At 57.1% G+C, this 19,443-nt stretch carries 20 protein-coding genes; 8 read left to right on the forward strand and 12 right to left on the reverse strand.

All coding sequences use genetic code 11. From position 1 onward, the window contains the following. Positions 1-125 precede the first annotated feature (125 nt). The 3 genes from CQ018_RS10015 (at position 126) to CQ018_RS10025 (ending at position 3,293) form a co-directional block, all read left to right on the forward strand. Positions 126-1,415, forward strand: coding sequence for an ABC transporter substrate-binding protein (locus CQ018_RS10015; protein WP_105549872.1), 1,290 nt, complete (start codon positions 126-128; stop codon positions 1,413-1,415). A gap of 91 nt (positions 1,416-1,506) precedes the next feature. Beyond that, the gene (locus tag CQ018_RS10020) at positions 1,507-2,412 is read left to right on the forward strand and encodes a carbohydrate ABC transporter permease (RefSeq protein ID WP_105549873.1); all 906 of its coding nucleotides are present in this window, start codon (positions 1,507-1,509) and stop codon (positions 2,410-2,412) included. After that, positions 2,412-3,293, forward strand: a complete 882-nt coding sequence (locus CQ018_RS10025) for a carbohydrate ABC transporter permease (protein WP_105549874.1) — start codon at positions 2,412-2,414, stop codon at positions 3,291-3,293. Before CQ018_RS10020 ends, CQ018_RS10025 begins: the two co-directional genes overlap by 1 nt. A gap of 118 nt (positions 3,294-3,411) precedes the next feature. Here the strand turns inward: CQ018_RS10025 and CQ018_RS10030 are convergent, their stop codons facing one another. Beyond that, a complete protein-coding gene (locus CQ018_RS10030; protein ID WP_219844044.1) occupies positions 3,412-3,792 on the reverse strand; it encodes an iron chaperone in 381 nt (126 codons plus the stop codon). A 253-nt stretch (positions 3,793-4,045) separates the two neighbouring features. Here CQ018_RS10030 and CQ018_RS10035 point away from each other — a divergent pair, with 253 nt between their 5' ends. Continuing rightward, on the forward strand, positions 4,046-4,603 hold the full coding sequence (locus tag CQ018_RS10035; protein ID WP_219844045.1) for an OsmC family protein: 558 nt from the start codon (positions 4,046-4,048) through the stop codon (positions 4,601-4,603). Between the two features lie 382 nt (positions 4,604-4,985). On the opposite strand, the gene CQ018_RS10045 is transcribed toward CQ018_RS10035, so the two are convergent. The 3 genes from CQ018_RS10045 to pheS form a co-directional block, all read right to left on the reverse strand. Further along, positions 4,986-5,492: a hypothetical protein gene (locus CQ018_RS10045; protein WP_105549878.1), complete on the reverse strand. Its 507-nt coding sequence runs from the start codon at positions 5,490-5,492 to the stop codon at positions 4,986-4,988. A gap of 148 nt (positions 5,493-5,640) precedes the next feature. Further along, positions 5,641-8,181, reverse strand: a complete 2,541-nt coding sequence (gene pheT / locus CQ018_RS10050) for a phenylalanine--tRNA ligase subunit beta (protein ID WP_105549879.1) — start codon at positions 8,179-8,181, stop codon at positions 5,641-5,643. 3 nt (positions 8,182-8,184) lie between these two features. Then, complete coding sequence (pheS, locus tag CQ018_RS10055; protein WP_105549880.1) at positions 8,185-9,273, reverse strand: phenylalanine--tRNA ligase subunit alpha; 1,089 nt, start codon at positions 9,271-9,273, stop codon at positions 8,185-8,187. A gap of 152 nt (positions 9,274-9,425) precedes the next feature. Between pheS and CQ018_RS10060 the strand changes: the two genes are divergently transcribed. Next, positions 9,426-11,330 (forward strand): penicillin-binding transpeptidase domain-containing protein, encoded by a 1,905-nt coding sequence (locus CQ018_RS10060; RefSeq protein WP_105549881.1) that lies wholly within the window; start codon positions 9,426-9,428, stop codon positions 11,328-11,330. Positions 11,331-11,430: 100 nt separating this feature from the next. Here the strand turns inward: CQ018_RS10060 and CQ018_RS10065 are convergent, their stop codons facing one another. Continuing rightward, the gene (locus CQ018_RS10065; RefSeq protein WP_105549882.1) at positions 11,431-12,081 is read right to left on the reverse strand and encodes an LppM family (lipo)protein; all 651 of its coding nucleotides are present in this window, start codon (positions 12,079-12,081) and stop codon (positions 11,431-11,433) included. Positions 12,082-12,228: 147 nt separating this feature from the next. On the opposite strand from CQ018_RS10065, the gene CQ018_RS10070 reads away from it, so the two are divergent. Both CQ018_RS10070 and CQ018_RS10075 read left to right on the forward strand, forming a co-directional pair. Then, on the forward strand, positions 12,229-12,729 hold the full coding sequence (locus CQ018_RS10070; RefSeq protein WP_258142550.1) for a DUF4157 domain-containing protein: 501 nt from the start codon (positions 12,229-12,231) through the stop codon (positions 12,727-12,729). Positions 12,730-12,763: 34 nt separating this feature from the next. Then, entirely contained in the window at positions 12,764-13,405 is a 642-nt protein-coding gene (locus CQ018_RS10075; protein ID WP_105549883.1) for an SIMPL domain-containing protein, read from the forward strand. On the opposite strand, the gene CQ018_RS10080 is transcribed toward CQ018_RS10075, so the two are convergent. The 7 genes from CQ018_RS10080 to infC form a co-directional block, all read right to left on the reverse strand. Next, a complete protein-coding gene (locus CQ018_RS10080; RefSeq protein ID WP_181149835.1) occupies positions 13,402-14,025 on the reverse strand; it encodes a pyroglutamyl-peptidase I in 624 nt (207 codons plus the stop codon). The two genes, CQ018_RS10075 and CQ018_RS10080, sit on opposite strands and share 4 nt — an antisense overlap. Further along, positions 14,022-14,450, reverse strand: coding sequence for a (deoxy)nucleoside triphosphate pyrophosphohydrolase (locus CQ018_RS10085; RefSeq protein WP_105549885.1), 429 nt, complete (start codon positions 14,448-14,450; stop codon positions 14,022-14,024). The genes CQ018_RS10080 and CQ018_RS10085 overlap by 4 nt, the downstream gene beginning before the upstream one ends. An 8-nt stretch (positions 14,451-14,458) precedes the next feature. Continuing rightward, a complete protein-coding gene (locus CQ018_RS10090) occupies positions 14,459-15,394 on the reverse strand; it encodes a cation diffusion facilitator family transporter (protein WP_105549886.1) in 936 nt (311 codons plus the stop codon). A gap of 197 nt (positions 15,395-15,591) precedes the next feature. Further along, complete coding sequence (locus CQ018_RS10095) at positions 15,592-16,500, reverse strand: RNA methyltransferase (protein WP_105550111.1); 909 nt, start codon at positions 16,498-16,500, stop codon at positions 15,592-15,594. An 89-nt stretch (positions 16,501-16,589) separates the two neighbouring features. Continuing rightward, positions 16,590-17,279, reverse strand: a complete 690-nt coding sequence (rplT, locus tag CQ018_RS10100) for a 50S ribosomal protein L20 (protein ID WP_105549887.1) — start codon at positions 17,277-17,279, stop codon at positions 16,590-16,592. A gap of 108 nt (positions 17,280-17,387) precedes the next feature. Then, the gene (gene rpmI, locus CQ018_RS10105) at positions 17,388-17,582 is read right to left on the reverse strand and encodes a 50S ribosomal protein L35 (protein WP_105549888.1); all 195 of its coding nucleotides are present in this window, start codon (positions 17,580-17,582) and stop codon (positions 17,388-17,390) included. A 124-nt stretch (positions 17,583-17,706) separates the two neighbouring features. Next, positions 17,707-18,657, reverse strand: coding sequence for a translation initiation factor IF-3 (gene infC, locus CQ018_RS10110; RefSeq protein WP_374954189.1), 951 nt, complete (start codon positions 18,655-18,657; stop codon positions 17,707-17,709). Between the two features lie 325 nt (positions 18,658-18,982). Here infC and CQ018_RS10115 point away from each other — a divergent pair, with 325 nt between their 5' ends. Then, the gene (locus tag CQ018_RS10115) at positions 18,983-19,348 is read left to right on the forward strand and encodes a DUF1844 domain-containing protein (RefSeq protein WP_105549890.1); all 366 of its coding nucleotides are present in this window, start codon (positions 18,983-18,985) and stop codon (positions 19,346-19,348) included. The last annotated feature ends 95 nt before the right edge of the window (positions 19,349-19,443 follow it).

Genomic DNA, 19,443 nt, shown 5'->3' on the forward strand with positions numbered 1-19,443 from the left:
TCTGTGACGCAAAGGTAACAATTTGCGTTAAGTAGTTGACTGCAATGTGTGACCCGGGTAACCATGGTCAGAGTTACGATCACAGAATTCGACAGAATCACACATTTTCAAACACGGAGGTAAGCATGCGTCGTCGTCTCACGCTCATCGCAGCAGCCGCAACCTTGGGCCTGACCCTTGCAGGCTGTGGCGGAGCCGAGAAACCAGCAGAATCTGCAGCACCACCGAGTGAAGCCACCGGTAAAGTTGGCGTCTTCACCTGGTGGGCCGACGGTTCCGAAAAGGTCGGTCTAGATGCCCTGGTCAAGGTCTTCAACACCGATTACCCGAACCTCACCTTTGACAACCTCGCAGTTGCCGGCGGCGCAGGCTCACAGGCCAAGAGCGTTCTCGCTGCACAGCTCAAGGCCGGAAACCCACCGGATTCCTTCCAGGCGCACGCGGGTGCCGAACTCCAGGACTACATCGATGCCGAGCAGCTCGAGGATCTGACTTCCTTTTACGCCGATAACAAGCTCACCGAACAGTTCCCCAAGGATCTGGTTGACCGCTTGACTGTTGATGGCAAGATCTACTCGGTCCCCTCAAACATCCACCGCGCCAACGTCGTATGGGCAAACGTGGGTGTTTTGAAGGATGCAGGAATTGATCCAACCAAGCCGGCAACCGACCTCGATGGATGGTTCGCCGACATGGACAAGATCAAGGCCAAGGGCAAGACCCCACTGGCCGTTGCCGGCTCCTGGACCCAGGTTCAGCTTTTTGAAAACGTTCTGCTCTCGTCCTTGGGCGTAGATGGCTACAACGGCCTCTGGGATGGCAAGACCGATTGGAAGGGCGCGGATGTCACCATGGCAATCGAGGCCTACAAGAAGGCTCTGAGCTACACCAACACCGACCGTGATTCGCTCAGCGACTGGGCTCCGGCAACTCAGCTGGTTCAGGACGGTGCTGCTGCCTACAACGTCATGGGTGACTGGGCGGAAGCCAAGTTTGCACAGGACGGCGATGTGGCCGGAACCGATTACACCTACTTCCCAACCCCGGGTACTGCTGGCGTCTTTGACTTCCTTGCCGACTCCTTCACCCTGCCCGTTGGCGCTCCGAACCCGAACGGCGCCAAGGCATGGTTGACAACAATTGGTTCCGCAGAGGGCCAGAGTGCCTTCAACAAGGCCAAGGGCTCGATCCCGGCCAACACCACAGCGAAGACCGATGACTTCTCCGAATACCAGAAGAGTGCCATCAAGGACTTCTCTCAGGACAAGATCGTTTCCTCACTCGCCCACGGTGCAGCAGTCCCGGTTGCCTGGCTCAATGACCTGAGCACCGCGGTCAGCAAGTTTGGTGGCGACGGCAACGTTGCAGGCCTGCAGGATTCTGCGGCAGCAATCGCCGACAAGTTCGCTAAGTAATACAAACACAACCCCTTGGGGGCGATCGTAGCCACAACGGTACGAATCGCCCCCACTGGTGTGTGGCACCACGCTTTCAAGGGAGGAATCCATGTTCAGACGCGTCAAGCACTGGGGACCGGGGCTACTACTCCTCGCCCCCACCATTATTCTGGTTGGCGTTTTCGTCTACTGGCTCATCATCGAAAACTTCAGGGTGTCACTGACCAATCAGCACACTGCAAAACCCAGCGACAAGTACGTAGGCTTTGAAAACTACACAAACTTGTTGGCTGACCCTAACTTCCAGCACTCCCTATGGAACCTGCTGATTCTCACCATCGTCTTTTTGGGCGGAACCCTGATCTTTGGTTTCCTCTGGGCCTGGATCTTGGACAAACCGGCCAAGGGCGAAGGATTCTTCCGGGCCGTATACCTGTTCCCCATGTCGATTTCATTCATCGCCTCCGGTGTTGTGTGGCGTTGGTTGCTCTCCTCACTGCAGACCGATCAACCAGGTGGTGAGCGGACAACCGGCCTGAACCGTTTGTTAGATTCCATCGGTCTAGGCTTCATGCAGAACGATTGGTGGTCCAACCCCACCTGGGGCATTGCAGCAATTGCTGTCCCAGCCATTTGGCAGCTTTCGGGCTACGTCATGGCCCTATTCCTTGCCGGTTTCCGTGGCATCCCCGAGGAACTACGCGAGGCAGCCCGCATTGACGGTTGCAGTGAATGGAAGCTCTATCGTCACGTGATCTTCCCTCAGCTAAACCCCGTGATGCTTTCGGCAGTGATCATCATTGGTCACATGTCCCTGAAACTCTTTGACCTCATCCGTGCCATCGTCCCGGATGCCAACACCTATGACGTCCAGGTCCCGGCAACCATGATGTGGGTTAAGTACATCGGTAGCGACTACGCGGATGCAGCAGCAATCGGCATGATCCTCTTGGTCCTTGTCGCAATCGTTGTTATCCCGTACCTGATGTACACCTCGCGAGCGGAGAAGCGCTAATGGCTACCTCGATTCTTGACCGCACTAGCTCCGGCGGCACCGCAGCCGGAGCCCCAAATCCGACCAAGCGTCGGATCAACAGGACGCTAAAATATGCGCTGCTGTTGCTCTTTGTGATCATGATTTTGATCCCCGCCTACGTGCTATTTATTACTAGTTTCAAGGGCACCTCCGACGCCGACCCATCACGGGCATGGCTGCTGCCGGAAACCTGGGAAACAGCTGGCTGGGTTAAGGCTTGGGAAACACTGGCACCCGCTCTGGGACGTACCTTCTTGCTGGTCATCCCCTCGGCGATCATTTCGGCAACGCTGGGATCCATTAACGGTTACGTGCTTTCCAAATGGCGGTTCCCCGGCGCTAACGTTGTCTTCACGCTAATACTCTTTGGGATGTTCATCCCCTACCAGGCCGTGATGATCCCGCTGACCCAGCTGATGAGCAACCTTGGCGTCCCGCAGGGCATTCCCTCGCTGATGCTGCTTCACATCGTTTACGGTTTACCTATTTGTACGCTGATCTTCAGAAACTACTACGAATCGGTGCCTAGTGAACTGATCGAGGCGGCACGCATGGACGGTGCCGGAATCCTGCGCACTTACTCCTCGGTGATCCTGCCCATCTCAACCCCAGGCTTTGTTGTCGTGTTGATCTGGCAGTTCACCTCGGCGTGGAACGACTACCTGTTCGCCGCGTTCTTCTCCTCCGGGCGTAACGGCCCGGTGACCATCGCGCTAAGCTTCCTAGCCGGTGGACAGCTCACCGACTACGCTGCTTCCATGGCCGGTGCGCTCATTGCCTCGGTACCAACACTGCTTGTCTACATCCTGCTGGGCAAGTACTTTGTTGGCGGCTTGATGAGCGGCTCGGTCAAGGGCTAAGAGCACCAAATCATGGAGCACCCGATGCGTGGGGCGCTCGCCATAGCGGCGAAGCGCCCCACGCATTTTCGTTGTCTCCGAAGCTACTCAAATCGTTGATGCTTCGAGTATCCCCCCTCTAGGACATCCACAAAACCTGGTGCTCTTCGTACTCAGCGGCCCTAGAAATTGCGAGAAGTTCGATCAGTTCACGTGGCAATGGCATGGCATGGGGAAGCTGGATGGAACCCTTACCAACTTTAAAGCCTTCCAATTTTCCGGCTGCGGACAGTGCCTCACGCGAGGAGGGCGTGCTGTAAAGGTTGATGTGGTGTGTGAAAACCGCGTATGAGATCAAGATGGTTTCCTTGATAAATGCTGGCTGTCCCCACTTGATCTGCACCCGTGCCTCGGGAAGTGCCGCTTCCAATACTTGGTGCAGGGATCTCACTCGTTCTTGTAGCTCGGGCGGAACATTGCTCAGATACTCATCCGGGGTACCACCCCTGACCTTGGCCATAAAGCTCCTCATGATTCTTGATGATCAAAGATTGCAGGAGCGAACTCCTTACGCATCTGCCCTCGTGCCTCCACCCTAGCCTGAGCGCATTTCCCGGCTAAGAACTGGGCTGGCGATTGTCTACACAGCAGGGTCGGTAGGCAGTTTCAGCAATGCTTATCACGCAACGTTCGTGAGGTTCTCACCTGCCAATCGGGCGCACCAATGCTCCTGCTCGTCAACCACTGGTGTCCGCATCAAGGGAGGTTCACACTTGATCCAGCGAAGTGAATCGCAGCGCAAGGGTGAGGAGAAAACCATGGACAGGGCAACATTGCGTAGCTTGCAACAACCTCTCAAACAGCGTTACCTGCAGCAGCCCGCCGAAGGAACGATCCGGCTCAGTGCCAACGGTACGATTGGTGCCCAAAATTTGTCCTGTTCGGTTCAAACCGGCCAAGCAATAGTTGCCGCGGGCCTCCATCCTTCAACGGGAGGCGACGGAACTTTAGCGTGTTCCGGAGACTTGCTACTCCAAGCACTGGCGGCCTGCGCCGGAGTTACGTTGGCAGCGGTTGCAACTAACCGGGGATTCATGATCCAGGGGAATATCCAGGCAACGGGTGAATTGGATGTACGTGGCACCCTAGGAATCGATCCACAAGTTCCCGTAGGGTTTCGTTCAATAACGTTGTCCCTCGAACTACAGAGCGATCTGAGCGTAGAACTTGTCACAGACTTGGTACAGACGACGGAAAAATATTGTGTAGTGCTTCAAACACTGCGTTCCGTGCTGCCCATCGAGGTCGAGTCATCGAACACTTCCGCCTAACCAGCGGTGTTCTAAAAAGCGCGCAACGGCTGGCGCCGCGGTGCAGTGGAGGAAAGCACCGAGGCATCTTTGGCGCGGGTAAAGTTCGGATCTGCCGTGGTGAATCCCGTGCAAAATCTTCGAGTTCAGTCGATGACATCAGGCAAGTCTTCGGCGAACTCGGGGCGGCTCGCCGCGCATTTAGATAGTCAGGAAATGTACCTGCTATGGAAAGGCCTCGAGAGAAAAACAGCGCATTTAATGCAGCTCAAGGTCAACGGAAACGCTGCCATCCCATGAATTCCTAGGCCAACGATATCGCTCTCACTGCCACCACGATGGCTACAATGGCGATTGATCCTGCAGCAAATTTGTAGCTCCTCGGCTTTCGTCGCCTTTAGTTCTACTCAAAATTTCTGATCCGCGGAAGAACCACCGCATGGATACCCATGGAAAGAATCAGCGTCACCGCAAAGATCAGGATCGAGCGAGTAAATGCACTTTCTTGTGCGGCTTCGCCTTGCTCTCCCCAAACGCCAAGGATCAGTGTCAGCAAGGAAACTAGCGATGCATAACCGATCGAGATAAAGCTTGCGGGAACGGTTTTCTCTGCCATATACCAGTACCCGATTTTGAGCCGGTCCAGCGTATATCGTGTACCAAAGCCCAGCATCAGCAAGCCAAGACCCAGTTGAATCAGCGCAGTGCTTTGCATACTGCCAAATCCGAATCCATCCGAACCGACATGGATGGCGATTGATGCAGGAAGCTCCGACCGGGACATCAGATAGAGGGCACAGCAGAGAACAAACACGAGCAGCGGAATTATCGTCAATACCCAGAACAGCCGTTTGGGAGCCGCTTTGGAATCCGTGGTGCGGACCTGGCCTGCTGGATTGCCGGTGATCATCGTTGCTGGTTCCTTTGCTAGCTATTTCACCCCAGCCTAGTTCAGGTAGGTTCCCATCCGCCAAAGCAACAGGGGGGCCGGCACTCCCCAACACACCATGTTGTCAAAGAGTACCGACCCCCCTGAAGGAATCAGCGATTATACCGCTTTAGCGCTGTACTGCACCAAAACGCTCGGCGGCTAGTGCCACGGCTCCGGCACGAGCCTCCGATGCCTCATCGGCGGTCAGCGTGCGGTCGGTGGCACGGAAGCGCAGACCAAAGGCCAACGACTTCTTGCCGTCCTCGATGCCGGTGCCCGAGTACACATCAAAGAGCGCAATGTCCTCAAGCAGTTCACCGGCACCTTCACGCAGGGCCTCCAGCACATCCGAGGCCACAACGCCCTGTTCGACAACCAAGGCTACGTCCTGGGTGGAGATCGGGAAGGTGGAGATGTGCTTGGCGACAATCACATCTGCGGCAGCGTCGAAGAGCACGTCCACGTCGATTTCCATGGCCACCGTGCGCTCGGGAAGATCCAGCTCGGCCAGCAGCTTCGGGTGAAGCTCGCCGGCAAAGCCAACCTGGGTGCCGTCGCGCAGGCTCAAGGCAGCGGTGCGTCCGGGGTGGAATGCCTGGTGCGTTCCCTGAGCAACAACTACCTCAACACCCAAGATGTCCGAGACAAGCTTTGCAATATCGAGGGCATCGGCCCAGTCGTAGACGCGCGGGGTGTGCTCGGCGGCAACCGGTGAATCATGACCCGTGAGTACCGCGGCAATGTGGGTTGGCTGGTGTGGCAATCCTGCGTAGAGTGCGTCGAGTTCGGCATCAGATGGCTTAATGGCCAGCGGCGGGATTGAGGCGGTACCCAAGGTTTCACCGGGCAGGAAGACCAAACCTGATTCAAAGAGGGCAAGATCGCGGAAGCCACGGCCGTGGTTACGGCGAGCAATGTTCAGCAGACCCGGCAGCAGCGAGGTACGCATGAAGCCAAATTCACTGGACATCGGGTTGTTCAGCTTCACCGCCGGAACCTCACCGGTCACCGGGGCACCGAAGGTATCGTTCTGTGCCTTGGTGACAAACGGGTAGGCAAGTACCTCGGTCAAACCCGAATCGGCGAGAGCCGCAACCACGCGGCGACGCTGGGACTGCACGCGGGAGTATCCGCGGCCCGGAGGCGCCGTTGGCAAGGTTGCCGGGATCTTGTCGTAACCCACAAGGCGGGCAATTTCCTCGGTCAGATCCTGCTTGGTTTCCAGATCCGGACGCCATGACGGAGCGGTGACCAGGTAACCGGTAGCGCTCTTGTCGATGCTTGCGCCAATTTCCTCCAAGGCCCAGATGATCTGGTCCTCGGTGTAGTCGATGCCGATCAGTGCCGAAGCAAAACCTGCCGGCAGGTCAATGACTACGGGTGCCGGGGCGGTACCGGCATCGGTGATCTCGGTGGTGGCGGTGCCACCGGCGAGTTCAACCAGTAGGTTTACCGCACGCTGAGCAGCCTCATCTGCGATCTCCCAGTCAACGCCGCGCTCAAAACGCTTCGAGGCCTCGGAGGGCAACTTGTGGCGGCGACGTGAACGAGCGATAGAGATTGGCTCGAAGTGCGCGGCCTCAATCAGCACGGTGGTCGTCGCATCCGATACCTCGGTGGAGGCACCACCCATGACACCGGCAATGCCAATGGCACCGGACTCATCGGTGATCAACAGATCCTCAACGTTGAGCTTGCGAGTCTTCCCATCAAGGGTCGCTAGGGTTTCACCTTCGCTCGCACGGCGCACCGTAATGGTGCCGGTGAGTTTGTCGGCGTCGTAGAAGTGCAGCGGCTGGCCGAGTTCAAGCATCACGTAGTTTGAAATATCAACGACCAGCGAGATTGAACGCATGCCGGCCAGGCTCAGTCGGCTAGCCATCCATGGCGGGGTGGGCAGGCTCGGATCAATGTTTGTCACCTTGCGGGTGACAAAGCGGTCGCAACCATCCTTGCCGTAGATTCCCGCGGTGTCCGCGAGGACTACCGGGTGGCCCGGTGCGGTTGCCTCGTCCACGACCACCAGCGAGGCCGGATCGGTGTAGGCGGTTCCGGTGGCGTGCGCGAATTCGCGTGCCACCCCACGGATGGAAAACGCGTAGGAACGGTCCGGGGTCACGTTGATTTCCGCTGCCTGATCGTACAGACCCAGCAACTCCATCGCGTCGGTGCCCAGTTCGGGGTCAAGACCGATGCGGGAGAGAACCAAGATGCCATCGTGGTCATCACCAATGCCGAGTTCGCGCACGGAGGCGATCATGCCCGCCGAGAGGTGACCATAGGTCTGGCGAGCGCTGATCTTGAAGTCGCCCGGCAGTACTGCTCCGGGAAGCGTGACAACAACCTTGTCACCGACCACGAAGTTGTGCGCACCGCAAATGATGCCTTGGACGCCCGAGGGATCGATGCCCTCATGGGTCAGGGTCTGTTCCTGGCCCTCGGGGACCACACGGACCTGGCACCAGTTAATGGTCTTGCCGTTGGTCTGCTCTTCCTTGACGATGGAGAGCACCTGGCCAACCACGATCGGGCCGGAAATCTCGTCGGTGGGACGGTGCACGTCCTCTTCCTCGAGTCCTACCTTGACCAACTCGGCCATAACGTCTTCTGCGGTTGCTTCTGCAGGAACCTGCGCGTATTCGCGCAGCCATGAAAGTGGAATACGCATGTCTTAGATCTCCATCCCGAAGTGCTCGCTGAAGCGGATATCGCCCTCGATCATGTCGTGCATGTCCGGGACCTCATTGCGGAACATGAGTGTGCGTTCCACACCCATGCCGAAGGCAAAGCCGGAGTATTCCTCCGGGTCGATGCCCGCGGCGCGCAGCACGTTGGGGTTGACCATGCCGCAGCCACCCCACTCGATCCAGCGCGGACCGCCCTTGGCACCTGGGTGCCAGATATCCAGCTCCGCCGATGGTTCGGTGAAGGGGAAGAAGTTGGGGCGCAAACGAATCGAAGCGTCCTCGCCAAACATCTGGCGGGCAAAGTGCTCAAGGGTGCCGCGCAGATCCGCCATGGTCAGGTTCTTGTCAATGGCAAGGCCCTCGAACTGGTGGAAGACCGGTGTGTGTGTGGCATCGAGTTCATCGGTGCGGTAGACGCGGCCCGGGCACAAAACATAGATCGGCACTTCACGCTCGAGCATGGAACGGACCTGTACCGGGGAGGTGTGGGTACGCAGCAACAGGTGCGAGTCGACCGGGTCGATGAAGAAGGTGTCCTGCATTTCGCGGGCCGGGTGATCCGGTGCAAAGTTCAGTGCATCAAAGTTGAACCATTCGGATTCGACCTCGGGGCCCTCAGCAATTTCCCAGCCCATGCCCACGAAGATATCCGAGACACGGTCCTGCAGCGTGGAGAGCGGGTGACGAGCACCGGCGCGACGGCGGCGCGGGGCAGCTGTCACATCAACTGTCTCTTCGACAAGGATGCGTGCGGCGTCCTCGGCTTCGAGGACCTCGGTGCGCGCGGCCAAAGCCTTGTTGACTCGGCCACGGGAAGCTCCCATGAGCTTGCCGGCAACAGCCTTTTCGCTCTTGTCGAGTTTGCCAATGGAACGGTTGGCCAGCGACAGCGGCGACTTCTCACCGGTGTGGGCCAGCCGTGCCGTCTTCAGTTCATCCAGGTTCGTCGCCGCGGCAAAGGCGGCAAGCGCAGCTTGTACGGCAGTATCAATGCCAGCCTCGTCGGTGGGATGCGGGACGACCGGTGTTTGGGCGTCAAGGACGTCCACTTCCGGATTCGTGGGTTCAGACATGGGGGTTCTTTGGCCCTTTTCACTGTTGTTTGCGTCTCTGATTTCTTAGACCATTCTAGGTGCTTACACCCCTAGGGTTTGAATCGCGGCGCGATCACGTATCCGGTCGTGGTCGTGGACATCATCAAGTGAGGTAAGCAATAGTGGAAGTCATGTCCCGTGTTTCACAAACTTTTGCCCTGTCCACGGCCGCGCTGCTCCTCATGGGATCGCTGAGCGCCTGTTCCACTCCCCCGACCCCAGATGCCACGGCCCAGGCATTGGCCCAAGGATTAGGGTCGCTCGACTTCTCCGCGGTGCCGCTTGCAGACCAAGACGCAGCAAGCATTTCCGCGGAATTAACCACGGCCCTTGAACCAATGATTAAGACTCCGCGTACAGTGAGTTTGGAATCCGTGGAAGTAGACGAGGCTTCCGAAAAACCCAAGACCGCCACGGCAAGCTACAAAATTACCTGGGATCTAGATTCCAGCGATGTCGACTGGTCCTACACCACCACCGCGGCCTTGGTCTTTGACGACGAAAGCAAAACCTGGCAGGCCCGACTTGATCCATCGGTTGCGGTTCCCGGACTGGAAAAAGATCAGTACATTGCCAAAAAGTCCGTTGCTGCTACCCGCGGGGATATTCGTGGCAACAAGGATCAGGCGCTTGTGATCAAGCGAGACGTGCTGAACATCGGCTTAGATAAGGCAAGTAGCACCGAAGCCGAATGGGAATCCTCGGCCAAGGCCCTTGCCAAACTCCTAGATATCGAGGCAGATCCGCTGGTGCAACGCGTGGCTGCAGCGGGCCCACGCGCCTTTGTTCAGGCCATCACGCTACGCAATGATCAAACCCAAACCATCCCGCAGGAAAAGTTTGATCAGATCCCGGGTGTCTTGGTTCAACATGATGCGGTTCCGCTGGCACCCACTCGCTCCTTTGCACGCCCCATCATAGGCTCATTCGGTGAGGCAACGGCAGAAATCGTTGAGGCTTCAAAGGGGACCGTAAAGGCCGGTGACAAGATCGGGCTATCCGGATTGCAAAAGGAATACCAAGATACGCTTGCCGGCACCCCCGGATACACCATCAGCATCTTCGATAAGGATAAAAAGCCTGTAGAAAGGCTGCTGGAGAACGCTCCGGTAGATGGCAAGGATCTGCAGATTACTTTGGATCGTGATACTCAGATGCTTGCCGAATCAATCCTTGAAGAGACAACAAGTGATAGCGCGCTCGTAGCAGTGCGTCCCTCCGATGGAGCGATTCTTGCTGCCGCAAGCGGACCCAGCACCAACCCAGCAAACACAGCATTGCTCGGCAAATATGCACCGGGCTCCACATTCAAGGTAGTCACAGCCCTGGCCATGCTCCGTAATGGTGATACCCCCAAGAGCGTTGTCAATTGCCCGGCAACGGTGAGCGTTGATGGCAAGGAGTTCAAGAACTATGACGGTTACCCGACCTCCGCACTAGGGAAGATCCCGCTCTCCGAGGCACTTGCGCATTCCTGCAATACGGTATTTATTGAAGGCGCTCTCAAGGCCAAGTCCCCGGCGCTGGCGGAAGCAGCAACGGCCCTGGGTCTGAATGTCGATCCGGCCACCGGGGCTGCATCCTTTATTGGCGCGGTTCCCAACGATTCAACCGGTACCGAGCTCGGTGCCAACGGCATCGGGCAGGGAGTTGTCCAGTCCTCAACCTTGGGCATGGCAACCGTTGCTGCCTCGGTGGCAAATGGCGCCACGGTCACCCCATACCTGGTTGCAGATCCCAAGCCAGCGGCACCGGTGGCCGCCAAGAAACCCTTGACGGCTCAGGAAGCCAAGGATTTGGCCTCCATGATGGCCGAGGTTGTTGATCATGGAACGCTTAAGGATCTCAATAAGATCGGTGGAAAACCGGTGATCGGCAAGAGCGGCACCGCCGAATACGATGCCGAGCGCAACGCTCACGCCTGGACCATTGTTACCCAAGGAGATCTAGCGGTAGCGGTATTCGTTTCCGATGGGTCAGGTGGCGCACAAACGGCCGGCCCAATCGCCAAGAAGTTCTTGACCGAACATAAATAGACACTACCCAAAATGGTGAAGGGGCTAAGCGAATTTTTCGCTTAGCCCCTTCACCATTTTTACTACTTCTGCTCCATCTAAGTGGGGCAGGAAGCTATCTCTAGTGTGCTTCGCTAACTTCTGGGCGACGCATGATGGCTACGCCAACAGCTGCGCCAATCAATGCCAAGATTCCAAAGGCACCGGAGAGCAGCAACGCGGTGTTATCTGCTTCCTTTGCCGTAGCGGTAAGTTCACCCTCGGTGTTCTTCAAGTCGAAGGTGACGGTGTTTCCGGAGATTTCTCCGGCAGCGCTAGCCTCGGTAACAACACCCGGGAATGTAACAGTTAGCGTCGATTCGCTCAGCGTCGAAACATCTGTTCCACCGAAACCGGTGGAGCTGAAGAAGTACAAGCCATCACGGAATTCGATCTCAAACTTGACGCCGATCTGTGCCGACATGTCGTTGAGTTCGGTCAGTGACTTATCCGTGGCAGCAAATTTGTAACCAAGGAATTCTGCATCTTCAAATGGGGTCTTGGTGACGCCCTCGGGAAGCTGTCCCATGAGCTGTTCCTCGGTAGCACCGGTCTGCGCCAGTACCGCGTCGAGGCTTTGGCCGCCGAGCAATTTCTTTTCAACGCCAACAACGGTGGTAACTGAGCCCTTTTCCGGGCTGGAGACCTGAACGTCAACATCCATCTTCATGCAACCGGTCAAACTCAAAACCAATGCCACCATGACACCAACGATGGATACGATCTTCTTCATTTAATCTCCTCGGGATGGGGGCTCTGAATGGAAAATTTCCCCACGTCAAAGAACAACTCTATCGGGTAGACCTGTGAGTGAAATAATCGTGTCGTGCCGGTGAGTTTCCGATCCACGGAAACCATGCATTTGGTTAGACTGAGACTCATGGACGGCTGGAAGCGTTTACGAGCGTTGCTGAACTGGGTAAACCTTTCGACACCCAGTGCCTTGATAGTTGCCAGGGCCACAGGTTGCAGGGTTGTTGCAGGTCCTTCCGGACTCCACTATGCACTGAATTATTCTCCACGGTTGCCGCTGGCCGGGGCATTTACCATGGGTAATGTGGTGTTTTTTCGCCCTAGGTTCCGGGATCCCTCATTGCATCCGCACCTCGTTGCCCATGAGGAAACACATTGCACCCAATACGCCTTGTGCCTCGGCTTACCGTTCATTGGGCTGTACTTTGCCGCTGCCGCGTACTCACTGATACGCACCGGGGATCCGGCTTCGGCAAATATTTTTGAACGTTTTGCCGGGCTACGCGCGGGTGGCTATGTTCAGCGCCCCACGCGTAATGCGGTGCCAGCGATCCTTGTGACGGTGGTGGGCCGCATCGAAAAATTGTGCAAGTCCACACCGGGCCGGACAGCAGCGACCAAGCTCTAGTTATTCATTGCCCCCAGCCGAAGGAGAAACGACCGTGAGTAAAAAGAAATTCATCACTATGAACGGTTCTGCCACAGTGTCAGAGGTTCCCGATCTCATGAGCATTTCATTAGCCATTGAGGCACGCCACGACCAAGCCCAGGGAGCCTACTCATTGGTGGCCCAGCGCTCGACCGATATGATTTCGGCGCTCAGTTCGCATACACCACTGGTAAAACTAGCAACAACCGGTATTGGATTACGTTCACGCACAAGCTGGCACAATGAGGAAAATGTTGTGGTGGGCTATGAGGCAGATACCTCACTACAGCTCACCGGCGTGGGGATTGAAGAAGTCTCCGAGGTTCTTGCCGTAGCTCTTGCGGCTGGTGGTGACTACCTGCGCATCAATTCGGTCACTGCGGAGGTTTCAGATCCGCTGCCCGCACAATATCAAGCTCGAGAACTTGCCTTCAATGACGCTCGGGCCAAGGCGAAACAACTAGCTGCGCTGGCTGGCTGCTCGCTGGGAAGCACCTTGAGCGTCAAAGAAATTCGCGGTGCTGTGCCCGGACCGGTGCTCAGAGCCAAGGCTGCTGTCATGGCCGAAAGTTCAATGCCTGTGGTTGCCGGTGAGCAAGAACTCTCGGTACATGTTGAGGTCTCCTGGGAGCTCATAAGCGCCACGAAAAACTAGTGTAGGTGCCCGGCACTAATACTTGGTTCCGTTTGAGTCTCCAACCCCATACGGGCAATGTCCGCCAGTGTCTGGGCAAATTCTTCAAGCAATACAGTGTCTTGCTCAATTGATGGAATGTGAATGAAGCCTCCACACATGCCTTCCTGCCCCTCGAGGAAATGCATGAGCGCATAAAAGACTTGGTTGCAGACAAAGCTACCCGCCGTTAAAGATACTTCTGCCCGCACGGCAGTGCTCCGGGCATTGATTTCTTGCATTGCACGTTTCAACGGCAACGTTGAGAAGTAGGCGTTCGGGCCATCCGCTACAACAGGAGTGTCAATGGGTTGCTCCCCCGCATTATCTGCAATGCGTGCATCAATGTGATTGATGGCAATCTTTTCAAGACTCAGGGAGCTGCGTCCGGCTGCCAGGCCCAGGCTGATCACCAGGTCCGGGGAATAGTGGTGTAGCAGTTCGTTCAGTGTTACCGGTGCCGTATCAAAAACACAGGGCAGTAGCGCTGCACGCGCCGTAAACCCGGCTGCTTCGAGGATTTCTGCGGCGCGCTGGGCAAGTGTCCACGAGGGATTGAAAGTTTCTCCACCAAAGGGTTCGAACCCGGTCAGCAGGATCACCGGGTTGCCCCGGCCTGTGCCTCGGAAAGAACAGCGCGAACTATTGGAAGATCGGCCGGAATCCATGGGAGAGCTTCTAACGAGGCAAGGTCGAGATCAACCCAGAGCAGTTGGTCATGATCCTCAAGCGGTGCCGGGGTACCGGAGCTGATTTCGGCAAACCAAACACGCATTGCTGCGCTGTCGTTGAGCTGCCAGCCTGGTTCAAGAGGACCAAATATTTCGCTACCCAGCTCTAGGCTGACCCCAAGTTCTTCCGTAATTTCCCGGTGTACCGCTTCTTGGCAGCTCTCCCCCGGTTCAATTTTTCCACCAGGAAACTCCCACATGCCAGCAACTGTTGGTGGAGCCGTCCTGCGGGCCGTGAGCAAACGGGTGGGATTTTCTAGTGAATCAAGGATCGCCGCGGCAACAATTTGTTTCAAAGTTCTTCTTACTTTTCGAGCTCCGCGGCACGCGCGGCAGCAAAAACATCTGGCTCAATATAGATGACACATTTGTGTTCAACTGCAGCCCGGATACGTATCTCGGCAGCATCAATTGCCTGCGCGATCTGTGCCCCCGATGAATTTTCGGGTACCGAAATCTTTGCTGCAACAAGGATTTCCTCGGGGCCCAGGTGCAGGGTCTTGAGGTGAATCAGTGTCGATCCATCTGCAGTCAGCGCCTCACGAATGGCATGTACGTGCTCAACAGTTGCGGATTCGCCAAGTAACAGCGACTTGGTTTCGATGGCCAGAACTATCGCGATGAGTACCAGCAACACACCAATGCAGGCGGTACCCGCGGCATCGAAGGCACCGTTACCTGTCACCAGGGTGAGGCTGACGCCCAGCAAGGCTAAGACCAGACCAACGAGTGCACCAAAATCTTCAAGCAAGATCACCGGTAGTTCAGGGGCTTTTGCCGTGCGAATGAACTTTGACCACGATTGCTTTCCGCGTACGTGGTTCGATTCTTTGATAGCCGTACGGAAAGACAGCGACTCGGCAATGATTGCACCAATCAATACGGCCAAGGGAACCCACCACCATCTGCCTTCAATGCCGTGTGGGTCTTTGAATTTTTGCCACGCCTCATAGAGCGCAAAAAGCCCACCCACGCTAAAGAGCACGATGGAGACGATGAATGAATACACGTAGCGTTCGCGCCCATATCCAAAGGGGTGTTCTTCGTCTGCCTGTCGGTGAGCTTTCTTACCACCCACCAGCAAGAGGACTTGGTTCCCGGAGTCTGCTACCGAGTGAATTGCTTCGGCAAGCATTGAGGATGAGGCAGTGACCGCCCAGGCAACAAACTTGAATACGGCGATGGTCAGGTTGGCTGCTAATGCTGCGACAACCGCCTTAGTGCCTCCGGATGCTGCCATGGGTTCCGCCCCTTTTCATCTCACACTTCATATTTCGGGCCGAGACCCAGATTTTTCGATTCGAACCTAAGGGTAGCGTGAGTTTATGCCCCGCGAGGTACCAAGCCACGAGGGTAGGCAATATTTTTTGTGCCCGGTGCACTCTTCCCCCCAAGAGCATGACGGTGTTCAAGCCTTGGGGGAAGAACGTGGAACAGTTACTTGCGGCGCTGTGCCCGGGCCGAGGCGTAGAGGCAGACGGTTGCCGCGGTGCTGACATTCAAGGATTCGGCAATGCCGTAGAGCGGTACTGCAACGCGGTGATCGGCGCGTGAGAGCTCATCCTCATTCAGTCCTTGGCCTTCATTTCCAAAGAGCCACGTAGTTGGGTCTTCGAGTACCGGGGCCTCGCTGTTGGTTTCAAAGGTGCCACCGGTGCGCCGTGCAGCACTTGCATCCTGCAGTTCGTCTAGGTCTGCGGCTCCGTAGCCATCGGCGGCCAGGATGGTGCTGCCTTGTGCCTTCAGGGCCGCGATGACCTCGGAGAGTTCAACGTTTGTGGCAATGGGCAGGTGGAAGATCGATCCAACGGTTGAGCGCACGGCCTTGGGGTTGTAAATATCTACGCTGCCACCGGTGAGGATCAGTGCATCGGCACCCGCGGCGTCGGCTGCGCGCAGGATGGTTCCGGCATTTCCTGGGTCTTGGACGCGGCACAGGACCGCAACGAGTGCTGGCTTTGCGGCAAGGATTTGCTCGAGCTCGGTTTCCGGGATGACGCAGGTGGCGACGATGCCCTGCGGGGTGACGGTATCTGCCATGGCGGCGAGTACCTCGGGGCTTACCAGGCGGGCGCGTACGCCCGGGGCCTTGGCGACCATTTCTTCAAATTCTGGGTATTTATCTAGGCAATCGTCGGTGGCAAAAATTTGGCGGACAACCGCGCCCTTGCCTTCTGCATCGCGAGCGATGTGAGACTTCATTGCTTCGCGGACTGCTTGGGGTCCCTCGGCCAAAAATTCTCCGGCACGTGCACGTCCGGTACGGGTGGCCAGACGGGCGACCTCGCGAACCTTTTCGGCTCGGACGTTGGTCATGGTTTCATCGTGGTCTTCGGTCAGATTCATGACTTTGAGTTTACCGGGGATAGCACAAAGGGATGGAATCGAGTTCGATTCCATCCCTTTGCACGAAAAGCGTTTTAGCGTTTCAAAGACTAGGCGTCTTTGATCTGCTGGCGTGCTTCGCCACCTGCAGGCTCGAAGCCTGCGGCCTTGGCATCTTCGATGCCCTTGAACCAGTACTCAGCAACGGTCTGCTCGTACCAGGTCGAGCCCGGTACGTGGTACTTGTTGGACTGAGCGTTACCCTTGACGATGAAGTCCGCCGGAGCGTCTTCGCCTTCAACGGCCTTGTAAGCACCGGCTGCTACTGCCTTTTCGGCAGGTGAGGAGCCTTCAACGACAGTAGCCTTGGCTGCGGCCTTCTTAGGGGCTGCGGCCTTAGGTGCGGCTGCTACTGTCTCAGATGCTTTTGGGGCGTTTACGTCAGCCGGAAGGGCACCCTTTGCAACCTGAACCAGTGCTGCGAAAGCCTTGGCATCGGAAACAGCAAGCTCGGCAAGCATGCGGCGGTCGACCTCGACCGATGCTGCCTTCAGGCCCTGAATCAGGCGGTTGTAGGTCAGGCCGTTTGCACGCGATGCAGCGTTGATACGCTGGATCCACAGGCGACGGAAGTCACCCTTGCGCTTGCGACGGTGCGCGAAGCTGTAGACGTACGAGTGGAGCAGCTGCTCCTTGGCCTTACGGTACAAGCGCGAACGCTGACCACGGTAGCCCTTTGCGCGTTCAAGAATGACGCGACGCTTCTTATGAGCATTTACTGCCCGCTTCACACGTGCCACGTGTGTACTCCTTTGTTTTGTTCCACTTGGCCTCAAATATTGGGCCAAGCAAAAATTCTTTAGATGGTCGGGGTTCCTGCAGTGCAGGACTCCCAGGACGGACTGGTGTTAGAGACCGAGCATCCGCTTGATGGTCTTTACGTCCGCCTTGGCGACCAACTGGTCAGAAGCCAAACGACGGGTGATGCGGGAGGACTTGTGCTCCAGGTAGTGGCGGCGGTTAGCCTGCTGGCGCTGCAGCTTACCGCTACCGGTGATCTTGAAGCGCTTCTTGGCGCCACTATGGGTCTTGAACTTCGGCATATCCGCCGTTCTCCTTACTTGCTCCCGGGGGTCCTTGCGGGCCGGGGATCTTGCGCACTCCCGCGTTTGAGGGAATCCGTTGTTCTGGTGTTGCTCGTTAGAGCGTGCCCAGCTTGGGGCGATGTTACTTAGTTGCCCCAGGCTTGACGGCGCGGGTTGCGGGCTTGGGACCCGGCTTGCCCGCAGGCTTGGGTGCGGCTACCGGCTTCGGCATGGCCACTGGCTTTGGTGCTGCAACAGGCTTTGCGACAACTGGCTTAGGGGCCGGTGCTGCTGCCGGGCGAGCCGCGGCGACCGGACGAGCCGGTGCCTTAGCTGCTGGGCGGGCCTCGCGTACCGGTGCTGCCTTGGCCGGTGCCTTAGTCACGGCAGGTGCTGCCTTGACCGGGGCTACCTTCGGTGCGAGCTTGGCTGCGGCCTCTTCGGCTGCTGCTTCTGCACGTACCTTGGCGAGCTTCTCCATGATGTCCGATTCGATGACATCCGCTACCGAGCCAGCAAGTTCACCCTGCGGCTCGTCGGTGTCGATTCGGTTCTTGGCGTTAGCTGCCTTGGCCTTGTCGGTTTCGCGCTGTTCCAAGCGGCGGGCTTCGGCCTTGGCCTCTGCCTTGTTCTTCAGCGGTCCTACAACCATGACCATGTTGCGGCCATCGATGCGGGGGCTTGACTCAACGGTGCCAACCTCGGCGACTGCTTCGGCAAACTTCTCCAGAAGACGGATACCCATCTCCGGGCGCTGCTGCTCACGGCCACGGAACTGAATCATGGCCTTGACCTTGTCACCGGCGGCCAGGAACTTTAGTGCGTGTCCGACCTTGGTTTCGTAGTCGTGAGTGTCGATCTTCAGGCGGAAACGAATTTCCTTGAGGATCGTGTTGGTCTGGTTCTTGCGCGCTTCGCGCGCCTTGACCGCAGCCTCGTACTTGTACTTTCCGAAGTCCATCAGTTTGCACACTGGAGGCTTTGCGGTCGGCGCAACCTCTACGAGATCTAGATCGGACTCCACGGCAAGACGGAGTGCGTCCTCGATGCGGACAATGCCAACCTGTTCACCGGCTGGGCCGACGAGCCGCACCTCTGGGACGCGGATTCGATCATTAATGCGTGGATCGCTGATGTGTAGCTCCTGAGTAGTTCGTAGTTTCAGGCCACCGCGACAAAAGGAAAGGCCCTCGGTTGCGGTTGCAAACGAAGGCCTCGAGATTCGATCGGTGATAATTCACCGTGACCTATCCATCCGTGGATGGTAGGTACCGAATATACCCGGCCGCCTGATTCGGCTGCTGCGGGTGGGAGTGGCCTCCACTTGCTTACTGGATCTAGGCTGCTTGGTCACAAACACCGCGTGGGTGAGGCTTCCAAATACACAGATTCAGTCGGTCTATGTAAAGCTTAGCATTATGAGTACTGAACAAACCAATCCGGCTTCCACCGACGCTACCAACGAAATTCGCGACATTGCCGAAGTTGCAGCAGTGGAGATCATCACCACGGCTGCAGTTCACCTGATGAGCGCCGCAGCAGTCAAATGTGGCCTAGCCGCAGGCGATGACGCCGAAGAATTGAAAGACCTCGACGAGGCACGCAAGCTAATCACCGCCCTGGCCGGCCTCGTAGTTTCCGCTGCACCGGAGATCGGCTCCCAGCACGCGGGTCCGTTGCGCGATGGCCTGCGCTCGCTACAGCTCGCCTTCCGTGAAGCATCGCACATTCAGGATGCACCGGGACAGGGACCGGGCGAAAAGCTCACCGGTCCGGTGAACTAACAGCCACCTGTTATAAAACCCCAAGAACTTTAGTGCTGGGTTCGGCTTCGAAACGAAGCTGAACCCAGCACTATTTTTATACCCAAAAACCCCCT

The organism is Arthrobacter sp. MYb227 (genome assembly GCF_002975435.1).
Lineage (GTDB): Bacteria > Actinomycetota > Actinomycetes > Actinomycetales > Micrococcaceae > Paeniglutamicibacter.